Annotated in this window: 13 protein-coding genes; 10 read left to right on the forward strand and 3 right to left on the reverse strand. The window is 46.8% G+C overall.

The features are described from left to right. Window positions 1–228 precede the first annotated feature (228 nt). The 5 genes from G395_RS0100010 (at window position 229) to G395_RS0100030 (ending at window position 8,546) form a co-directional block, all read left to right on the forward strand. Window positions 229–834, forward strand: a complete 606-nt coding sequence (locus G395_RS0100010) for an RNA polymerase sigma factor (protein WP_026628160.1) — start codon at window positions 229–231, stop codon at window positions 832–834. An 84-nt stretch (window positions 835–918) separates the two neighbouring features. Further along, window positions 919–2,040 carry a FecR family protein gene (locus tag G395_RS0100015; protein WP_026628161.1) on the forward strand — a complete coding sequence of 374 codons (1,122 nt, stop codon included), beginning with the start codon at window positions 919–921 and terminating at the stop codon, window positions 2,038–2,040. A 181-nt stretch (window positions 2,041–2,221) separates the two neighbouring features. Next, window positions 2,222–5,797, forward strand: a complete 3,576-nt coding sequence (locus tag G395_RS0100020) for a TonB-dependent receptor (RefSeq protein WP_026628162.1) — start codon at window positions 2,222–2,224, stop codon at window positions 5,795–5,797. 36 nt (window positions 5,798–5,833) lie between these two features. Further along, the gene (locus G395_RS0100025) at window positions 5,834–7,492 is read left to right on the forward strand and encodes a RagB/SusD family nutrient uptake outer membrane protein (protein ID WP_026628163.1); all 1,659 of its coding nucleotides are present in this window, start codon (window positions 5,834–5,836) and stop codon (window positions 7,490–7,492) included. 91 nt (window positions 7,493–7,583) lie between these two features. Beyond that, entirely contained in the window at window positions 7,584–8,546 is a 963-nt protein-coding gene (locus G395_RS0100030; protein WP_035360157.1) for a sugar phosphate isomerase/epimerase family protein, read from the forward strand. Between the two features lie 119 nt (window positions 8,547–8,665). Here the strand turns inward: G395_RS0100030 and G395_RS0100035 are convergent, their stop codons facing one another. The 3 genes from G395_RS0100035 to G395_RS0100045 all read right to left on the reverse strand — a co-directional run bounded on the left by G395_RS0100035 (window position 8,666) and on the right by G395_RS0100045 (window position 10,361). Next, window positions 8,666–8,926: a Txe/YoeB family addiction module toxin gene (locus tag G395_RS0100035; RefSeq protein WP_026628165.1), complete on the reverse strand. Its 261-nt coding sequence runs from the start codon at window positions 8,924–8,926 to the stop codon at window positions 8,666–8,668. After that, entirely contained in the window at window positions 8,923–9,135 is a 213-nt protein-coding gene (locus G395_RS0100040) for a hypothetical protein (protein ID WP_026628166.1), read from the reverse strand. Before G395_RS0100040 ends, G395_RS0100035 begins: the two co-directional genes overlap by 4 nt. 68 nt (window positions 9,136–9,203) lie before the next feature. Next, complete coding sequence (locus G395_RS0100045) at window positions 9,204–10,361, reverse strand: substrate-binding domain-containing protein (RefSeq protein WP_374754368.1); 1,158 nt, start codon at window positions 10,359–10,361, stop codon at window positions 9,204–9,206. Between the two features lie 361 nt (window positions 10,362–10,722). Between G395_RS0100045 and G395_RS0100050 the strand changes: the two genes are divergently transcribed. From G395_RS0100050 to G395_RS28300, 5 genes are all read left to right on the forward strand, one after another. Then, window positions 10,723–13,749 (forward strand): SusC/RagA family TonB-linked outer membrane protein, encoded by a 3,027-nt coding sequence (locus tag G395_RS0100050; RefSeq protein ID WP_026628168.1) that lies wholly within the window; start codon window positions 10,723–10,725, stop codon window positions 13,747–13,749. A gap of 29 nt (window positions 13,750–13,778) precedes the next feature. Continuing rightward, window positions 13,779–15,272, forward strand: a complete 1,494-nt coding sequence (locus G395_RS0100055; protein WP_026628169.1) for a RagB/SusD family nutrient uptake outer membrane protein — start codon at window positions 13,779–13,781, stop codon at window positions 15,270–15,272. After that, window positions 15,272–16,204 (forward strand): hypothetical protein, encoded by a 933-nt coding sequence (locus tag G395_RS0100060; RefSeq protein WP_035360159.1) that lies wholly within the window; start codon window positions 15,272–15,274, stop codon window positions 16,202–16,204. The genes G395_RS0100055 and G395_RS0100060 overlap by 1 nt, the downstream gene beginning before the upstream one ends. Further along, window positions 16,201–18,147: an FAD-dependent oxidoreductase gene (locus G395_RS0100065; RefSeq protein ID WP_084439326.1), complete on the forward strand. Its 1,947-nt coding sequence runs from the start codon at window positions 16,201–16,203 to the stop codon at window positions 18,145–18,147. The genes G395_RS0100060 and G395_RS0100065 overlap by 4 nt, the downstream gene beginning before the upstream one ends. A 150-nt stretch (window positions 18,148–18,297) precedes the next feature. Continuing rightward, complete coding sequence (locus G395_RS28300) at window positions 18,298–20,868, forward strand: glycoside hydrolase family protein (protein ID WP_035360161.1); 2,571 nt, start codon at window positions 18,298–18,300, stop codon at window positions 20,866–20,868. The last annotated feature ends 40 nt before the right edge of the window (window positions 20,869–20,908 follow it).

Below are 20,908 nucleotides of genomic sequence, written 5' to 3' on the forward strand. Positions count from 1 at the left end.
GAATTGCTTATACCTAAAGATAATCAATTCAGAAAAACTTTACAACCGATAAAAACGAAAAAAGACTGCCTCTTTTGAGACAGCCTCTTTTTTTTATAACTTGTTTAAGTCTGTTCTTTGTAAAATAAAACAATAAAATTTTGTTATTTCAATAATCCACCAAAGAGAATTTTATATGTTGATGTCAATGCCTATTTTTGAATAGATCCGTATTTTGACTTCAATCAATTGGCTCAGTTTTCCAAACATACAGATGATGCTACGCTTTGGAACTACTTCCGCAGCGGGGACGAAGACGCTTACACCGAACTTGCCAACCGCTATTACCGCACGCTGATTCAATACGGACAACGATTCACAATGAATATGCAGGTGATCGAAGACACGCTGCAGGATCTGCTGATCCATCTTTGGCTCCACCGCAAATCTATTAACGACACGCCTTCTGTCAGGTTTTATCTGATCAAATCCTTTCGCCACCGCATGCTGAAATCCATCAAGTCCTTGTCCGGCAATGTAGAGCTAACAGACCGTTTCGATGAGATTTATGCGGACTTTTCTGGTGAAGATGTATTGATTGAAAGTGAAACTGCGCATGCGCTGGAAAAGCAGCTGAAAACTGTTGTTGAGCAACTGCCTACGCGCCAGCAGGAAGTAATTTACCTCCGTTTTTTCCAAAATCTTCAACCCGAAGAAATCGGTGGATTGCTTTCCATTAGTCCTCAATCTGTGAGTAATATCATTCAGCGTGCGCTACAAAACCTGCGCAAAAAGTGGATTGCGCCACATCCATATTTAGCTTTCTTATATTCATTTCTCCAAATTTTATGCTAATCTCAAATTGAAACAAAAAATATTCTATTACAAGTGAGTATTTGGACAGCATAATCAGATAATATAGAAAATTGCATTCCTTGTATGAGTTCCAATCCGTCCGCAGAGCTGCGAAACTTGCTTGATAACCCCGAATTTGTCGCATGGGCAAAAGGAGGCCGTCCGCAAGCGGATGATGTATGGGCGGAGTGGGCAGCTGGCAACGAAGAGCGGCAGGAAGCGCTTGCAACGGCGAAAGATCTGGTAAACTCGATGGACTTCCCGGAATATCAGCTGACAGACGAGCACATTTCGATGCGCATCGCACACGCTTTACACACAGCCAAACAGATTGAAGCAGAACGGGCAGCCCGGCCGACCCGCTTCATCGGCGGCGTCCAGGTTTCAGTATGGAACATTGCAGCTACAGCGGTCATTCTGCTCGGGTTCGGGCTGGCGTTATTTGGAATTTATAAGCGCAGATATCTCGGCTCAGATTTGAAAAGCGATCTTGCCGTAACAGAGCATTCAGACGATTTCACGGAGATTATCAATAAAAACCAGACAGTAAAATACGTGAGCTTATCGGACGGAAGCGCCATTGTGCTGCACAAAAACAGCAGCATTCGCTTCCCAAAGCAGTTCAGGGCGTCGGAACGGGAAGTTTTCCTGACAGGTGATGCGTTTTTTGAAGTGACTAAAAATCCGGATCAGCCATTTTTTGTATATGCCAATGAACTGGTTGCGAAAGTGCATGGAACGAGTTTCAGCATTAAAGCCGGCGCAGGCGATGCTAAGGTGATCATAGCTGTCAAATCCGGACAAGTTTCTGTGTATACCAAAGATGACGCAAAGGCAGCGCAATATAAAAAGGACAAAAGCCTTCAAGCGCTTTTGCTTATGCCCAATCAGCAGGCAACATTTGAACGCAGTCGGTTGAAGTTAACCCGCCTTGCTACAAAAAGCTCGGTCTTACTGAATATTCCCATTGAAAATCAGGTTTTCACTTACACAGAAACACCGGTGAAAGAAGTGTTTTCAGCATTGGAAACAGCTTATGGCATCCGCATCGAGTATAATCAGGACACTATGGCGCAATGCAGTATTACCGCAACGCTCGGAGATGAACCTTTGGAAAATAAATTGAAATGGATCTGCACGATTCTGGAAGCAGAATATACATTCAGTGAAGACAAAATAACCATTAAAGGCAATGCTTGTAACTAATTATTCACCTATACCTGACCATTTGATCTAAACCAAAAAGGTGAACGATGCGTCAACATCGTTCACCCTGCACAAACCCCCTCTCTATGCTGGCGCTAAGAACTAATCCCGTGGGAAAAATCCCTATGGGACCAGGGAATTATTTTGCTGATTTTTTATGACCACCAAAACAAACAAAAGTATGAAAAAAACCTTTTACTGGCAGAAACCCCTGCTCAAAATTATGAGAATCAGCCTCATACAAATGTTGATCGTTACAATGTTCTCCGGACTTTCGTTCGCCTTCGACAGCTTCGGCCAGGAGGTTCTGAACCGCAGATTGACGATCAGCATTAAGGAACAAAAAATCGGAGCAGCACTTAATCAGATCGGAAAGTTGTCGGGCGTTAACTTTATGTACAGCCCTGAACTGATCCGTTCGCAGCGCAAGGTTACTTTCAGCGCCAAAGAGGAAAAACTGGAAGCGATTCTTGACAATTTCTTGACACCACTTCAAGTCACTTACGAAGTGTCTGGTAAGCAAATCTTATTAAAGAGGGCCTCGGCAAAACCACAAACACAGCTTGAAGGAACCGGCTCCTCTATTAAAATGACCCAGTCCGTTGACGTACCCGTTAAAGGCCAGGTGAAAGATGCAACCGGCGCCACAGTGCCGGGAGCGACGGTGGTTTTGAAAGGGAGCTCGTCCGTGGGAACAACATCAGACGCAGATGGCGCTTTTACGCTGAATGTGCCGGAAGGCAGCACAACATTGGTGGTTTCCTCAATCGGGTTTTTGACGATGGAAGTGAACATTACCAACAAATCAATGGTAGAAATCACTTTGCAGTCGGACGTGAAAGCATTGAGCGAAGTGGTTGTGACCGGATATTCTTCTCAATCAAAAAGAGACATTACCGGAGCGGTTTCCACGGTGGATGCAACAGAATTAACCAAAGTTGCGGCGCCTAACGTTGCCCAGCAATTGCAGGGACGGGTGGCAGGTGTAACGGTTACATCCAACAACAGCCCGGGCGGCGAAGCGACAGTTCGCATCCGTGGTTTTGGAACGATTAACAACAACGACCCATTGTACGTAATCGACGGTGTGCCAACAAAAGGCGGTTTGAATAGCATTAACCCAAATAACATTGAGTCGATGCAAGTTTTGAAGGATGCTTCGTCAGCATCAATTTATGGTTCAAGAGCCGCAAACGGTGTTATCATCATAACGACTAAAAAAGGCAAAGCGGGTGCGCCGCGTTTCACATTCAATTCAAGGGCTGGTTTGCAAACCGGTAAAATAGACCTTGACCTGATCAAAGACCCACAGCAATTTGGGAATCTGCTTTGGACACAGCGCAGAAATGCAGGCGTTTTGACAAACGACAATCCTTCACATCAGCAATATGGCAATGGCGTAAGTCCTGTTGTTCCTGACTACATTCTGGCGGGATCAAGCTACGGGCTTCCCGAGGGTGACCCAAGGGTTAACCCATCATTGTACAATTACAACCGAGCAGGTTTTTACCAGATTGTAAAAGCGAACAAAGAAGGAACAGACTGGCATGAAGAAATTCTTCGTCCGGCTGCAATCCAGGAGTATAATGTAGGTGCAACGGGAGGAAGTGAAACAGGTCGCTATGCAGTTGCATTCAACTATTTTAAGCAAGACGGTGTCTTGATCCATACTTCTTTCAATCGTTATTCTTTGCGTTCCAATACAGAGTTTACTTTCAAAAAACGCATTCGTATTGGCGAAAACCTGGAAGTGAGCTACACTGAGAACAAAGGATACTATAACAACAACGGAACAGTAAGCTCGGCGAACAACCAGGATGGAAACCCGATCGGAAACGGATATCGCATTCCTTCAATCATTCCGGTCTACGACATTATGGGAAATTTCGCTGCTACAAGAGCGGCTGGTCTGGGACCTGCTACCAACCCGGTTGCGCAGCTTTGGCGGACACGGAATAACCAGACGAACAATTTCCGCGCATTTGGTAACGCCTATCTGGAAGCAGACATTCTGAAAGATCTGACCTTTAAATCGAGCATTGGTATTGACATTACAGCGGCAAATCGCGTGGGCTACACTTTATTGGATTTGGAAGAAGCTGAAATTGAAGCTGCGAATGCATTGACCAATGCCAATGCATACGATATCAACTGGACGTGGTCTAACACACTGAACTACAACCGAAATATTGGTACCAATCACAAATTGGGCGTTTTGGTGGGAACGGAAGCCATCAAAGGAACGGGACGTGATTTCAATGCGACGCGTACAACATTCTTTTCGGAAGATCCTCAGTACATGTTCCTTAGCTCAGGAACAGCCGGCATTAACAATGCAGGCGGTGCCTATGAATGGGCTCTTTTCTCTATTTTCGGGAAAGTCAACTATGCTTTAAAGGACCGATATCTGCTTGAAGCAACTGTGCGTCGCGATGGTTCATCGCGCTTCGGACAAAACAACCGCTATGGAACATTCCCTGCGTTCAGTGCGGGATGGAGACTTTCCGAAGAAGCATTCCTGAAACCATTGACTTGGCTGGATGATTTGAAAATCAGAGGAGGATGGGGACAGACCGGAAACCAGGAAATTGGTAACTACAACGGTTTCAGCACCTACAGGTCAAGCTTGAACCTATCGTCCTATGCCATTGGCGGCGGTAATAATGCCGTGGAGCCAGGTTTCGATACTGAGGCATTTGGCAATCCCGATGCAAAGTGGGAAACGACAACACAGACGAACATTGGTTTGGATGCGACGTTCCTGAAAGGCATGTTTAATTTCAATCTGGATCTGTATAACCGGACAACTTCCGATATGCTGTATCAGGTGGCTCTGCCGGCGACACAAGGTTCCGCAACAATCCCTTTTGTGAACGTGGGTGAAATGAACAACAAAGGAATTGACATTGCTCTGGACTTTAATAACAAGGCCCTGAACGGCGACCTGACTTACTCTGTGGGTGTCAATTTCTCCACTTACAAAAATGAAGTGACCAAGCTTAACAACAGCGCATCGGCGGTATTGCTGGGACCTGCGATCCGCAGCTACACCTGGACGCGATCAGTGCCCGGAATGCCTCTTTATTCGTTCTATGGTTTGCAGATTGACGGCATTTACCAAAATCAGGGAGAAGTGGATGCTGGCCCGTTATATCCTGGCTATGCGGCAGTGGGTAAATACAAATACCACGACACAGACGGCAACGGAACCATTACGGACAACGACCGCCAGTTCCTGGGCAACCCGCATCCGGACTTTACTTATGGTATCAACCTGAATGTTGGTTACAAAAACTTTGACCTGTCTGCATTCTTCCAGGGCGTTAAAGGCAACGAGATCATCAACATGGTAAAAAGATGGGTTGACTTTAACAACCAAGCTGGTAACAGAAGCCTTCGCATGCTGAACGACTCCTGGACTCCTGAAAATCCTGATGCAGTCCTTCCTATTCTGGACGCCAACGACAGCCGCAGCCAGCAGCCTTCCAGCTACTTTATCGAGGACGGTTCTTACTTCCGCATGAAAAACCTGACACTTGGCTACACATTGCCATCGGGAGTTTTGTCAAAAATTGGCTTTGAAAGTGCGCGTATTTATCTGCAAGCTCAGAACCTTTTCACAATCACCAAATACAGCGGCATCGATCCAGAGGTTACGTCGGTCGGTTCGTCACCTGGAACTACGGTGCTGGGTGTTGACCAAGGCAACTATCCTAATTCGAAAATGTATCAGGTGGGTATCAATTTCGGATTTTAATTGAAGTCAAATCTTATCTGTGATAATAAAACACATATGAAAAAGAGCATATTAACAGCAATGGTCTGCGCGGGATTATTGACATCCTGCGGCAAGGACTTTCTCGAAACCACGCCATTGGGAGTCGGCAATCAACAATCACTTTCCAACAAATCCGGGGTCAATGCGGTTTTGATCGGTGCATACAGTCTCCTCGACGGGGTTGGCTCGGGCTTTAACTTTTCCTCTTCGGTCAGCAACTGGATCTACGGATCGGTGGCCTCAGACGACGCTTATAAAGGCAGCGACGTAGGTGATCAGTCGCAGATCACCACAATCGAGCGGTATATCTCCCAGGCAGACATTGGCGCCTTCAATGACAAATGGGTAACCGTTTACGACGGCGTTTCCAGAACCAATGACGCCCTCAGGCTTATCGCCTCTGCTACCGATATGACCGATGCCGAAAAGGCGCAGGCGTCCGGAGAAGCCCGTTTTCTTCGCGGCTGGTACCATTTTGAAGCAAAGAAAATGTGGAACATGGTCCCTTATGTGGATGAAACCGTTACGGACTATATCAATCTCCCGAATGATAAAGACATCTGGCCGCAGATTGAAGCTGACTTCCAGTACGCGATTGATAACCTGGCCGTTACAAAAGCGCAGGCTGGACGTGCCAGCAAATGGACCGCAAAGGCCATGCTCGCCAAATCCAAAATGTACCAGCAGGATTACGCCGGAGCGAAGCCGCTGTTAGATGATATCGTTACCAATGGACCTTTCGCACTTGTAAACAGCTTTCACGAAAATTTCCGGATCACCACTGAGAATAATTCAGAGTCTATCTTCGAAGTACAAATGTCGGTCGGAGATGGCGGACTTGGTCAAAACGGAAGCTGGGGTGACAACCTGAACTTCCCGTACGGATCTGCACCTGGTGGCTGCTGCGGATTTTTTCAGCCATCCCAAAATTTAGTCAATGCATTTAAAACGGATGCAAATGGCTTGCCTTTGCTGGATACATTCAATGATGTGGATGTAACCAATGACGAAAGTCTTTCCTCGGCAGATCCTTTCACACCTTACACGGGAACATTGGATCCCCGTTTGGACTGGACGGTGGGCAGAAGAGGCTTGCCATTTCTGAATTGGGGCGTGCATCCGGGCAGAAACTGGATCCGTGACCAGGCTTTTGGAGGGCCTTACACATTCAAGAAATTTTTTGCTTACAGCGGTGAAAATGCGGGTGCAGAATCGCCTCGTGCGAACGCTAACAACTATCGCGCAATCCGTTTCGCGGATATTCTATTAATGCGTGCCGAAGTTGCAGTGGAGGAGAATGATCTTGCCACTGCTTTGAAACTGGTTAACCAAGTGCGTACACGCGCTGCCAATGTGGTCGTGACGGATGCTTCGGGCAAGCCTGCGGCTAACTATCTCGTAAAACCTTACACCGCATTTGCCAATCAGGAATACGCCAGAAAAGCTGTGCGTTTCGAGCGTCGCGTGGAGCTTGCTATGGAAGGCCACAGACACTTTGACCTAGTTCGCTGGGGCGTTGCCGATGTAGTTCTGAATGCATATCTGGCAAAGGAGAGCAAGAAAAGGACTTACCTTGCCGGAGCAACATTCGTGAAAGGCAAAAGCGAGTATTTCCCAATTCCTCAGGCCCAGATCGATATCATGGGATCTGGCGTGCTGCAACAAAATCCATGACGGATTTGGACGAAGCGGGTTATTCGATTAACTTGCTTCGTCCAAATTTTTCACATTTAATTTATATAAACTATTCCTAAACCTTTATATAATGTCTTTCAATTTGAACCCAAACAATGAGGCCGAATCCCGCCGGGCCTGGTTAAAAACCGCTGCCCTGGCCGGAGTGGCAACGTGGGCTGGGACATCAGCCGAAGCTCAGGCTACTCCCGCAGCACCAGCTGCAAGACGAATTCCGCTCGCCGTTTCAACCTATTCTTACTGGCATTTTGGTCAGGAAAAATATCCTGTTGAGAAAGTGATCGAAGATGCAGCCAGATTAGGCTTTGACGGCGTTGAGATTCTCCACCGCCAGATGGAAAACGAAACGGTTCCTTATATGAACAAGCTGAAAAGACTTGCTTTCGATAATGGGTTATCGCTTCCGCTGCTTTCTATTCACCAGAGTTTTGTGCAGCCCAAGGCCGAAGACCGTAAAAAAGACATCGAGCATACGCTCAAATGTATCAATATGGCTGTTCAAATGGGAATCCCGGCGATCCGGATGAACACAGGCAGCTGGCGGACTGCAAAGCGGGACGCCAATTATTATAAAGACGGCAAAGAACCACCGATTGAAGGTTACACCGACCAGGACGCTATTAAATGGTGCATCGATGCGATGGGCGAATGTCTCGTTGCCGCCGAAAAGGCTGGTGTAGTGCTCGCTATCGAAAATCACTGGGGCTTATCTTCCAACATTGATTATCTGCTCGAAATTTATAAACCACTTGCTTCATCGCCCGCCATGGGTATGAATGTGGATACGGGAAATTTTGTCGGCGATCCCTATCCGCAGTTTGAGCGGTTGGCACCATACGCAACAATCGTTCAGGCAAAAACTTATTACGGAGGTGGTCACTATTACGACCTGGATCTGGACTATAAGCGCATTGCAGACATCCTGCGTAAAGCCAATTTTAAAGGTTACATCTCCTTGGAAATGGAAGGAAAAGAAGATGCCGCCACAGCCGTCCCTAAAAGCCTAAAGTTATTCAGGGAAGTGTTCAGCTAATTCCTGCAAGACAATCATAATTATATTCTGTAGTTAATAAAGTGCGGCTTCCTTGGATTCGCACTTTTTTTGTGTTGCCACGGATACACGAATGTTCACGAATGCAATTAGGGCAAAGCTTAATCTACATAGTGCTTCTTGCAACGCATGATGTACAAAACATCTCCTTCAACCCTGTAAACCAGCCTATACTCCTCGGTTATCCGCCTGGACCAGCAGCCTGCAAGATTGGCCCGCAGCATTTCGGGTTTGCCCTTTCCTTCAAAAGGAGTTCGTAAACATTCCTTGACAAGTTCATTAATACGCTTAACGATATGCTTGTCAACCGTTTGCCATTCAATATATTGTTCCCAGGCAACAGGGTGCCAGGAAAGCGTCAAAGCTCAATAAGATTTCTTTGAATAAAGACGTCACGGTTGTTTTCGAAGTCATCCATGGCTTTCAAAAGCCCTTCTCTATCGGTAGGACTGCTCATGAGATATTCCGTCGTATCCATCTTAGGCGCGAGCTTAGTTTGAGATTTAAGAACTCTCAAAAAACCTAAAATCGTTCGTTTTCCTTTACTGGATGACACCGCTAATCGTAACATAAGTGAAGATTTTTAAGGTTAGTATGTGTCATGAATTGAGTAATGTATTTCAAATATAAAGAAAAATCTCAAACCCCACACCGCCGCGAGGAGCCTCTTACGATCAGCTCAGTTTTCAGGACTTTCTTATCTGGCAATATAACATCCTCATCGTCAACAAGCTGTAAAATCCAGTCTGCTGTGGTGCGGCCGATTTCGTGGGTCGGCTGGCGGATGGTCGTGAGGCCTGGGCCGATATATGCGGATTCCGGGTTGTCGCTGAAACCCACCACGCCGAGCTCATCGGGAATGCTGATCCCCTTTTCTTTTGCTATCAGCATAATTTCAATGGCCGCAGAGTCATTCACTGCGAAAATGGCGTCCGGGCGATTGGTCAGATCGAGCAGATATTGTCCGTAAATCCTCGCCTTCTGCTGCGTCAGCATGCCCTGGATGATCATATGGTCTTCAATGATTTTGCCATGCTTTTCCATTGCGGCCCGGTAACCTCGCAACCGCTCCTGGCTGACCAGCAAATTAAGCGGCCCGCCCAAGTGCGCGATCCTTTCATAACCATTCACGATCAAATGCTCCACAGCCAGAAAAGACGCTTCAAAATCATTCACAACTACTTTGGGCACGTTGATATGCTCACAAACCCGGTTAAAAAGCACGAGCGGAATGCCCCGCTTTTCGAAAACACGCAAATGTTCAAAATTATTGGTTTCCTGTGTAAGTGATATCAACAATCCATCAATGCGGTTGGCGAGCATTGCTTTTGTATTGGATATTTCAACCTGGTATGATTCGTTGCTCTGCATGATCGTCAGGTTATAACCCGCCTTGGTAAGCACTTCATGCGCGCCTATGATCACATTAGGGAAGAACGGATTATGGAATTCCGGAACGATCATTCCAATTGTATTGGTCTTGCTTTTTACCAGGTTATAGGCCAGCTGATTGGGCTGGTAATCCAGCTGCAAGGCCTTATCCAGCACAGCCTGCCGGGTTTCCGGATTAATGTCTGCATGCCCGTGTAAGGCGCGCGAAACGGTGGAGTTCGAAACTCCCAGCGATTTTGCAATGTCGATGATCGTGGTCTGATGCCGCTTGCGCTTGACAGCAGAAGGCAGAGACAAGTCCTTTTCCGAATGCGTAAAATAGTAATTACAGGTTTTGCACAGATAGCGCTGTTTGCCCCTGACGTAACCTGCCTTCATAATGCTATCCACCTGTTCACACTTCACACATTTGACCATAAATATTGCACTTTTTTGATAATAAGACCTTTTGAACAACGACCTGCCCCACACATCAAGCCCACCTACAAAAATATAAAATTCTTATATTAAAAAGTCATAAAACCATATATCGGCAACGTATTCGCAAACGTTGCCGATACTTTTTGTTTAATTCCTACATTTATTTGGGTCCTGAATGGCTTGATTTCACTTCCAGGCGCATCTATATTTATGTAAAACCTCCAATTAAAACGCAGAATGAAGAAGTTTTTCAACTGCCATAATTAGCGTTTCTATATATCACCTGCATTTTGAATTGCATTATTTCTATTTGAACAACATTGCCTTTAACCCTAATAATTAGTATATGAAGAGAAGAATACTTGAATCAATTTTGCTGATGGTCCTGCAATTGGGCTTGACGCATGCATTGCTGGCGCAGTCCGGCATGGTGACGGGAAAAGTTACAGATGACAAAGGAGAAGGAATTCCCGGTGCCAGTGTAACAGTAAAAGGGACGCAGCAGGGAACATTAACAACCGTAGAAGGCACCTATGCCATTGAAGCTGCGGCAAATGCTACACTCGTCTTTTCATTTGTCGGGTATTTAAAGGAAGAAATTGCCATCAATAACCGCACGAGCATTGACATTAATCTAAAAACCGACACAAAGGCACTCGAAGAAGTGGTTGTGGTAGGTTACGGAACGCAGCGACGTGTAGAAACAACCGGTTCAATTGCATCCGTGAAGGCTGAAGATCTGGTGCAAACGCCCGTTGCAAACATTGCGCAAGGTTTACAAGCAAGAGTTTCAGGAATGCAGATCAACCAAAATTCCGGTGCTCCGGGTGGGAACATCAGCGTGCGTATCCGGGGAACCAATTCTATCAATGGCTCCTCCGAACCGCTTTATGTGATCGACGGGATCCAGATTTCCAATGGCGGCGGCATCACGGATGTAAGCCCGCTTTCTACCATTAACCCGAATGATATCGAGTCCGTTGAAGTCCTGAAAGATGCTTCTGCATCCGCTATATATGGTGCCAGGGCTGCAAATGGTGTTGTCCTGATCACAACAAAACGCGGTAAAAGCGGCAAAACCAATGTCACATTCGACAGCTATTACGGCACCCAGAAGGTAAACAAACAACTCGATGTGTTGAATGCGACCGAGTTTGCGCAGCTCGAAAATGAAGTATTCAAAAATAACTATTATCCCGATCCTGCTTCCCTGGGCGAAGGCGTGAATTGGCAGAACTACATCTTCCGTAAAGCACCGATACAGAACCACCAGCTTTCGATCAATGGGGGAAATGAAAAAACACAACTGGCATTGTCACTTAACTATTTCGACCAGCAGGGAACATTCATCGGCTCATCATTCAAGCGATATTCGTATCGTTTGAACCTGGATCACAGGCTGAGCAAAAAGGTAAAGATCGGAACGAGCATTCTAGGAAGTTATTCTATTAATGATGGCATCCAGACGGGTGGTGAGAACATCGGGGACGGTGGCGCAGTGCTGTCTTCTGTTCTGGGCGCGGCAATTGGCGCACCGCCTACGCTGAAACCCTATCGCGAAGACGGCTCCATTTTCCCGTTTGGCGAGCAAGCCGGCGGTCAGTATCGCGAGGTTGTGAATCCGTTGAATTTTGCGTCAATGGTGTTAAACAGGGACATTAAAAGAACGCTGGCCAATCTTTATGCCGAAGTGAATTTTGTTAAAGGCCTTACCTATCGCGCTTCTTTCAACATTGACCAGCGCGGCGAATTGTTCAATGCTTACTCGCCCAGGTCGATCGTTAATAAAAGTGACCTGAATGACAATTCCGGGTCAGGCTCCAAAGGCAATGGCAATTTCCTGGCTTTGCTGCACGAAAGCATTTTAACCTACAATACGAATTTTGGTAAAAACCATTCATTCAAAGCTACGGCCGTTTTTGGAACGCAGCTCGAACAATCGAATTCCAACAATTTGAATGCAACCGGTTTCCCAAACGATGCCACGCAAAACGAAGCCTTACAGCTTGCATTAACGCGGACAGTTAGCAGCAGCCGGAGCAGCCAGCGACTCGATTCTTATCTCGCCCGGATCAATTATGGTTTTAAAGACAAAATTTTCCTTGACCTCACAGCACGCGTGGACGGTTCGAGCAAGTTTGGGGCTAATCACAAATACGGAGTTTTCCCAGCCATTTCAGCAGCCTACCGTGTGATTGAAGAGCCATTTATCAAAGATTTAACCTGGTTATCAGACCTGAAACTGCGTGGAAGCTTTGGGATTACCGGAAATGCAGGCGGCATAAGCCCTTACCAATCACTTTCAACGGCCGCTTCAACGGGCAGTGATTATCTGATCAACCATACTTACGTGACCGGCATCAATCCGACCGGCATTGCGAATCCGGATCTGCGTTGGGAACGTTCGAAGCAAGCGAATTTGGGGATTGACGTGAGTTTGCTGAACAACCGCGTGAGCTTCATTGCCGATGTGTATCACAAAAAAACCGACGATCTGCTCTACATCAAAGGCTTGCCGTTAAGCGCCGGATATGGCTCCATAACGGGCAATTTTGCATCACTTGAAAATAAAGGGCTTGAACTCGCCGTAAATGCGCGGATCCTGGACGGAAAATTGAAATGGGACGTTTCGGCCAACACCACATTCAACCGCAACAAAGTGCTGAACCTGGACGGCGGTGTTACCAATGAGCGCTTTGTGACCACTTACACGATTTTGTCTGTGGGACAGCCGCTTGGGATGTTCAAAACATATGTTTTTGATGGTGTGAATCAAACAGGCGAAGCGATTCTTCCGGGTTACGACGGGCGTTTGGGTGGCCATAAGATCAAAGACGTGACGGGTGACAACCAGATCACGGCCGCCGATCAGGTTATTGTGGGTAATCCCAATCCGAAATTCATCTATGGTTTTTCAACCAACCTTGCCTTCAAAGGCTTTGACCTGGGCGTGTTTATCTCCGGATCGCAGGGCAACGATATCTACAATGCCAGCCGCTTATCTTTCGAAAACCCGCTGGGTCAGCGCAACTTGCTGAAAGGCGTTGTGGACCGCTGGTCGCCTACAAATCCGAGCAATCAGTATGTGAGCGGTGCGCAGGGCGGAAGGCTTCCGATTTCAAATTATGTGGTTGAAGACGGCTCTTATATGCGCTGCAAAAACCTGACGCTGGGTTACACATTACCACGTTTCAAGGGTGTGCAGGGCATTCGCCTGTATGTAAGCGCCAATAACCTGTTCACGATCACCGATTACAGCGGATATGATCCGGAGGTGAATACTTATGCAGGTTCCAACACGATCATCGGCGTTGACAACTTCGTTTATCCGCAATCCAGATCATTCCTGGGCGGTATTCAGGTAACATTCTAATCCTCATCACTGATCTTAATTTTTGAAACATGAGAAAAGCATTAAAATTAAGCGCTACGCTGAGCATACTGGGAGCCTCCCTCCTGCTGCCATCCTGCGAGCTGAACGAAACCATATATTCGTCTATTTATACCGAAGATTTTTACAAAACCGCAGCCGACGCTGAAAAAGGACTCGTAGCCGTTTACGGCGCATTGGGCGGCCTCGGCGGCGCACCGGCACTCACATTAGTTGCCGATTTCAGCGATGACCAAACTTACCCCCGCGGTGTGGTAGGTCGTAACACGTTGACAATGTTCACTTACGACGTCAACTACACGACCCAAAAAAGCAACAGCCGGGTTAACGAATCGCCTCAGCAGATCTGGCAGTCGTGTTACAGCGGCATTGAAAAGGCCAACTGGGTGATCGCCAAAGTGCCGGGCGCAACGATGGACGAAGCTCGTAAAAAACAAGTTTTGGGCGAAGCATATTTCCTGCGCGCATTCTACCATTGGGTCCTGACCAAAAATTTCGGAGACGTGCCGGTGAAAATTACGCCCAGCTACACCGAAGAGGAAGCATTGACTGCTAAAAGCCCGAAAGCTGATGTATACAAGCAAATTTACAGCGACCTTGACCAGGCCACGTCGGCGGGACTTCCATCTTTCCCGGCAGTTGTAAAAGGTCGTGCGTCGAACGAAGCTGCGCTTGCACTTTATGCAAAGGCTGCCCTATATAATGATGACTATGCCACCGCGTTGGCGAAGGCGAAGCTGCTCATCGCATCTAATAAACATGCGTTGTTGCCTAATGTTCAGGACGTATATCGCTATGATAATGAGGATGCTGCGCGTTTGGAAAACATTTTTTCATATGAAGTTGATCCTGTTTCCCCTGGATTGAGCCATCAGTTGGTAGGCCTTTGCGGCCCTCCCGGAAGCGCCGGACCCGAGTATGCCCGGACTTCGTTCGGATCCATGTTTGCTTACCAGTCTTTTTTCAATTCATTTGATCCAAAAGACAAACGCAGAACGCTTTTAGACACCAATTATATTGACAAAGCCGGAAAAACGGTGCCGCAAAGAAGCATTACACCCATCACAACAGAAGGTGTTTTGATCAAAAAATACCAAGATCCCGTGTCGACCATTGGCCTGATTCCAAACATTCCGATCCTGCGTATGCCGGATGTTTACCTGATCGCCGCCGAGGCCGAAGCGCGGTTGAATGGTGCTACTGCTGCCGCCTATGAGTCGATTAATGTTGTGCGCCAGCGCGCTGGCTTACCTGTTTTGAAAACTGGCTTGACCAAAGATGCATTTATAGAAGCCGTTTTGCAGGAACGCGCGTGGGAATTCTTTGCCGAAGGCGACCGCTGGTATGACCTTACCCGCACCGGAAAGTTTTTGACTGTTATTCCAAAAGCGGTAAACAGCGTATATCCGGTAAGAAATGTAACTGCAAAAAATCGCTATTTCCCGATTCCGCAGGATGAGATCAATGCGAATGCGAAGATTGAACAGAACCCGGACTGGAAATAATGAAAAGCATATTGATCATTTTCCTGGTTGCCACGATCCATCATTTTTCTGCAAAAGGAAATGACAGGATCCGTGAATTTACGATTGTGGAAAATGACACGCTGACTTACACATTGAAACTTGCGCTCGATGAGAAGGGGCAACCGCAGTATTTTTTCAGAAACATTTTTACGCCGGTTTGCTATACAAATGAATGCAAACCGGTTCATATCAACTTTTACTGGGATTTACTAGGTAATTATGAACGCTTTGATCTGCCCAAAAACAAAGTGCTGACCAAAGTGGATCACGACGAATTTAAGCAGGAAGATTATGACAAGTTGCAGGATATTCTGGCTCAGCCCAATTCCATTTTCGCCGATCTGAAAATGGAAGATCTGATCACAAAAGGCACCGATGACCTGTCCGATTCGGTAGATGCCAAGACTGGCGCAACATTGAAAACGATCAAAAACCATGTAATCGATGGCGCTGTCTACACCTGTTACACGCTTTGGCACATTGCATATGGAACGATCGTTCCAGAAATGAAAAAGATCATTGAAACCTACCAGAGCGGCGCCTTACTGCATCGCTTTCTGACGAGCAACAATTACCACTATCAATATTGGGCAATGGAAAAAGTGATGGATGCAAAAGGGAATGTTAAGAAAACTTTTGAGCCTGATATTGAGAAAGTGATTGATGGAAAAAATGTCTTTATCGCAAAAAATACATTGCAGCGGCTGAACAGCGATTTTTTCTCAGGACAAAAAAGACAGGACTGGATTTGGCAAACCTATGAAAGGTCACCATATGCCCTGCAAATAGCGATTCTGAAAAAGCTGAACACCATTGCTCTCAATGAATCCCTAAAAAACAACCTGAAATCGGCCCTGGCCAAATCAAACGACGAACAAACATCCCTCATTAACAAAATCCTGAACCCATGAAAAACCCATATTTCGTCGGGTTGAAACCCGACGCTAGTAGTATTGGTCGTGCCGATGGCACTCTTTGCCTGTTTTCCGGATGGAAGTTGCCAGCCAGTGCCGTAGGCACCCTTTTTCATAACCCCGGATTTCAATCCGGGGTAGCCGCACCCATCTTCACGCTGCTGCTCACGCTCCTAGCCTTCTGCGCCTCCGCGCAAAACTATGTTTTCGTAGAAACAGAATCGTTTGAAGACAAAGGCGGATGGGTGATTGACCAGCAGTCTTTTGTGGTGATGGGCTCGTCTTATATTATGGCGCACGGAATGGGCAGGCCGGTCAAAGATGCAACTACAACCGTCAAATTCCCGAAACCTGGAAAATACAAAGTGTGGGTCCGTACCAAAGACTGGGCGCCGTTTCCGAAAGGGCCGGGGAAATTTGAGATCAGCATTGATGGCAAGCAAGTTGGTCCGGTTTTCGGTTCGAGCGGATCGGATGCCTGGAAATGGTATGACGGTGGCGAAACGGACATTAAATCTGGCTCGGCGACGTTATCCATCAAAGATTTAACCGGCTTCAATGGCCGCTGCGACGCGATCCTGTTTACCGACGATTTAAAATTTACGCCTCCAAACGAATTTCAAGCATTAACCACATTCCGCAAGAAACTGCTGAACCTTATCGAAAAACCAGCCGAGGCAGGCCGATTTGATATGGTGGTCGTTGGTGGAGGAATTGCCGGAACCTGCGCGGCCATTTCAGCTGCGAGGATGGGACTAAAAGTTGCGCTGATCCAGGACAGGCCGGTTCTGGGCGGAAATAACAGCTCCGAAATCCGGGTGCACTTGATGGGCGATGTCGATAAAAACCATTATCCCAAACTTGGAAGAATTGTACGAGAAATGGACAATGGCGATCCCGGAAACGGAAATCCGGATGCGAAAGAATATGGCGATGCACGTAAAATTTCGATTGTAAAAGCAGAACCAAACATTTCCCTATTCCTGAACACCCACGTTTATAAAGTTGAAAAAGAGAACGATATCATTACCGCAGTTGTAGGCCGTGACATTGCTACAAACAAGGAAATGCGCTTCACCGGCTCCTTCTTCTCAGACTGCACCGGCGATGGCACGATTGGCTATCTGGCAGGCGCAGAGTTTAGAATGGGACGCGAAAGCAAGGCAGAAACAGGCGAATCGCTCGCTGCCGAAAAGGCCGATGATTTCACATTAGGAACATCCAACTTATGGGCCTCACTGGAACGTGACACCGTTTCGTCATTCCCCGAAACGCCCTGGGCCATCCAATTTTCCGATGAATACCACATTGACGAACCCAAGGCTGACTGGCAGTGGGAAACGGGTTTTGGCAACTTCAACACCATTACCGACGCGGAGAAAATCCGTGATCATAACCTGCGTGCAATCTATGGAAACTGGTCCTATCTGAAAAAGAACAAAGCCGCTAAATATGCCAAACGGGAGCTTGCGTGGGTAGCCTACATTGGCGGAAAACGCGAATCGCGCCGCATTATCGGTGACCACATTCTGAATCAGATGGACATTCAGGAGGGCAAGTTCTATCCGGACGGCTCCGTAACGGCAACGTGGACCATTGATCTGCATTTCCCCGACGCTAAAAACAGCAAATACTTTGAAGGTCAGGAGTTTTTCGCCGGAACCAAACACATTAAAGTAGCGCCATACACCATTCCCTATCGCTGCCTTTATTCCAAAAACATTCAAAATCTATTCGTCGCCGGCAGGAACATCAGCACCACGCACGTGGCATTTGGGAGCACGCGGGTCATGCGCACCTGTGGAATGATGGGAGAAGTGGTAGGTTTTGCTGCCTATTTAACTACAAAATATAAAACAACGCCCAGAGGAGTTTACCAGGACCATTTACCTGAACTAATGGCCATTCTCAAAGGTGAAACCACTGCGCCTCAGCCTTGATAAGAAAACTAGCTTGCTGTTTCTTTTCGGTTAAAAAAATGAAGAAAGTATATGAAGCTGCAAACGGCGCTTTTGACCCAACAAAATGGGCAGTCAAAGCCTTGTTATCAGTGCAGGAATCAAAGATTTTATTAATGAAATAAAGTAACAATGAAATTATACTTTGCCATTTTTCTGTGTTTAGGATCAATCAATTATGTTTTAGGTCAGGGTAAAACGCCTGTCAGACTTGCGAATGATCACATTTGCATTCAGTTTAAAAACGACAGCAAAAACTGGTCGATTAATAAAATACTGGTAAAAAAAGATGGCAAATGGATTGAAGGGCTGACGCCCTCCGGAGAATACACGCTGCTTTACGCGGAGACGAAACCCTCCGATGAGCCGGCCGAAACGTTTGAAAAAACGACCGGCGGAACATTCCCCGAAGACAACTACCATTATCAGGAACGCCAATGGAAAGAAAGCACCACGGCAGTTTCATTGAACAAAGCCGGGCAGGTTTTCAGTTTTTTGCCAGCGGATCTTTTGACTAAAAAAAACGAGCTTGAATTCACGAAAGAAACCGAGGTAGCGACGGTTAAAGCGACCTGGAAATTAGATCCTGATTATCCCACGGACATTCAGGTTACCATGCGGCTTATCCCAAAAAAGAAGGGTTATTTTTCACTGGCAACGCCCACCCTGGCTTCTGTCGCTACAAATCAAATGTCCTGGGCATCTGTACCGGGCTATTTTCAAGGTAATTTTATACAAAGTAATTTCGCGCTCGCCTACGCTTATGGACACGGAATTCCGGATCGTCCGGTGGTTTATCGTGAACGCTGCGCCACGACATTAAACCCGTTGATCAGCAACAAAAACGGCATCACATTGTCGGTCATCCCCAATCCGGGGCTCGCGCGCGATCCCTGGGCCAACGACAAAGTCTCACAAACGGACTGGCACCTCGGGCTGTCGCACATGAACCGGAAATCGCAGCTCTCACCTACATTATACTATCCGGTTTTGGGCGAACCAAAATCAGAACTAAATGCTGGTGAGGAGATTACCTACTCATTCCGTTACAGCCTCATCGCCGGCGACTGGTTCCAGGCGATCAAGCATGCCGCCAACGACATTTACAAATTTCACGAAACATTAAGCCTCCGCCAAAGCAAGCAGGCCCTCACCGACCGCATCGAGAAAATGCACCGTTATCTCACTGATCCGAAAACGTCGCTTTGGAACATTGAGGAATACGAAGGCAAGCAGATCGGCGCGCAATCTTACCTTGGCGGCGTAGTCGGCTCCAACAAAGACGCCATGAAAAACGCCGATTACGGCGCTATGTGGATGCTGGCCAATGCGACCAACGATCCTGAATTGAAGGAAAAGGTTTTGCCGCCTGCATTGAATTTCAAATTAGTACAGCAAGAGACCAATAAAGGCTTCTTTGAAGGAGCGATTGAAGGGCAATATTATTTAGCCAAAAGCAAAAAATTCGTCGAAGAATGGGGTGAAGTCGTGGAACCTATCGCACTGACTTACTACGTTTTACTGGACATGGGTAATATGCTTTTGTTTGAGCCGGAGAATGTTGAATTAAGGGAAAAATTGCGCTTAGGAGCTGATAAATTACTCAAATGGCAAAACACAGACGGCAGCTGGGCCGTAGCCTACGACCGGAAAAATGAGCAGGAATTGTTCAAAGACATTCAAGATGTAAGACCCACATTCTACGGACTGATCGTGGCTTACCGCATTTTAAAAGATGAAAAATATCTGAAAGCTGCACAAAAAGGCGCGGATTGGTTTGTCAAAAATGCCGTCGAAACCGGCTCGTTCCTGGGTGTGTGCGGCGATGCGCGCTATGCACCCGATTTTGCTACGGGACAATCGGCTCAGGCATTACTGGATCTTTATGATTTGACCAAAACTAAAAAATACCAGGATGCAGCAATTACCTGTACAAAAATCTATACTGCTTCAATTTATACGCATCCCATTGCCAATAGGAACATTAAGCAAGTCAATGGGAACACCAAGGAAGACTGGGAAATCAGTCAGACCGGTTTGAGCTTCGAACATGGCGGCATTTTCGGTTCGGCAACACGCCTTGGCCCTATCCAGCTGGCCAGTCACGCCGGGCTTTTTATCCGGATGCATCAATTAACCGGCGAGCAAATTTTCGCCGACATGGCCCGGTCCGCCGCCATCGGACGCGACGCATTCGTAGACAGCAAAACCAGCGTCGCATCCTACTACTGGCAAGCGATGAACAAAGGCGCGGGGCCTTATCCCCACCACGCTTGGTGGCAAATCGGTTGGATCACGGATTATTTGCTATCCGAAGTAGCATTGAGGTCCAAAGGAAAAATTGAATTTCCAAGAGGCTTCGTCGCTCCAAAAGTAGGCCCGCACCAAACATATGGCTTCGAACCAGGTACAGTTCATGGCGATAAAGCCAGGCTTGTAATCCTGGAAGGATTCGCTGTGGCAGACAAACCGGCAATTGACGTGATTACGGCAAGGTCGACTTCGAAAAATAGCATTTACGTAACATTGCTGAATAATAGTGCATCAACGACCACATGTACATTGAAACTGGACCAAAGCAAACTCAGAGAATCTAAAAAAATACAGGAAGAAAAATGGCTGGAAAACAACCAGCCCGCAAAAACAGACCAAATCACTATCAGCCCTTTTGGCCTAAAAACCCTAAAAATCGAACTTCTTTAACCGTCAGCTTAAGCTGACGGCTAGAGCCGATGCTCAGCTG

The sequence above is a fragment of the Dyadobacter alkalitolerans DSM 23607 genome (assembly GCF_000428845.1).
GTDB lineage: Bacteria > Bacteroidota > Bacteroidia > Cytophagales > Spirosomataceae > Dyadobacter > Dyadobacter alkalitolerans.